Genomic DNA, 1,283 nt, shown 5'->3' with positions numbered 1-1,283 from the left:
CCGCAATCCCCTGATTGATCGTTCCCACGCTCTGCGTGGGAACGCAGCCCGGGACGCTCCGCGTCCCTCTTGGTTACGGCGCCGGGTTCGGATGATCCTTGTGTATCGCCTCGATCCCTTCCAGCACTTCATCCGACAGCTTCAGATCAAAACTGGCAATGTTGCTGTCCAGTTGTTCCAGCGTCGTGGCGCCAATGATGTTGCTGGTCACGAACGGTTGCTGGGTCACGAAGGCCAGGGCCATTTGCGCCGGGTCCAGGCCGTGTTCACGGGCCAGGGCCACGTAGCGGCTGCACGCTGCTTCCGACTGCGGGTTGAAATAGCGGCTGAAGCGGCTGTAGAGGCTCAGGCGGCCTTTCGGCGGGCGCGCGCCACCTTCGTACTTGCCTGACAGGAAGCCGAACGCCAGGGGCGAATAAGCCAGCAGCCCGCACTGTTCGCGGATGGCAATTTCCGCCAGGCCGACTTCGAAGCTGCGGTTGAGCAGGTTGTACGGGTTTTGGATCGATACCGCACGCGGCCAGCCACGGGCTTCGGCCAGGGCGAGGAAACGCATGGTGCCCCAAGGGGTTTCGTTAGACAGGCCGATGTGACGGATCTTGCCGGCCTTGACCTGTTCGTCGAGCGCTTCGAGGGTGTCCTCCAGCGGCGTCAGGTTGGCCTCGATCTTGTGCTTGTAGCCCAACTGGCCGAAGAAATTGGTGCTGCGCTCCGGCCAATGCAGTTGGTATAAATCGATGTAGTCGGTCTGCAGGCGCTTGAGGCTGCCGTCCAGCGCTTCGGTGATGTGCTGTCGATTGTGCCGAAGATTTTTGTCGCGGATGTAGTCGATGGTGTTGCCGGGGCCGGCGATCTTGCTGGCCAGGATCCAGTCGGTACGATCGCCGCGGGTTTTGAAGTAATTGCCGATGTAGCGCTCGGTGGTGGCATAGGTTTCGGCCTTGGGCGGCACCGGGTACATCTCGGCGGTATCTATGAAATTGATCCCGGCGCTCTTGGCCCGCTCGATCTGGGCGAAGGCATCTGCTTCGCTGTTTTGCTCACCCCAGGTCATGGTGCCCAGGCAGATTGCGCTGACGTTCAGATTGGTCCGGCCTAACTGGCGATACTCCATCGGGTCCTCCTTGGGCAAAGGAATCATAAAAGCAGGTTGAAATATTTTTCGCAATCTGCATAATTGCGCACCTCTTTCTGCAGTGGAAGTGATGCGCCGCCGCCGAAGAATCTTGCCGTTGAACGGACGCGCCGACCCGAGCCCCCGAAAGCGTCTGTATCCGGCTGCC

1 protein-coding gene is annotated in these 1,283 nt (G+C 60.3%); it reads right to left on the bottom strand.

Annotated features, from left to right (window positions below):
• Positions 1-73: 73 nt before the first annotated feature.
• Complete coding sequence (locus tag ACRESJ_RS32280; protein ID WP_431761530.1) at positions 74-1,114, bottom strand: NADP(H)-dependent aldo-keto reductase; 1,041 nt, start codon at positions 1,112-1,114, stop codon at positions 74-76.
• Positions 1,115-1,283 lie beyond the last annotated feature (169 nt).

Origin of the sequence: Pseudomonas sp. (assembly GCF_050739655.1) — a bacterium.
Classification (GTDB): domain Bacteria; phylum Pseudomonadota; class Gammaproteobacteria; order Pseudomonadales; family Pseudomonadaceae; genus Aquipseudomonas.
Note: the sequence above shows the minus strand (reverse complement) of the source record. Positions and strands in the feature narration are given on the sequence as shown.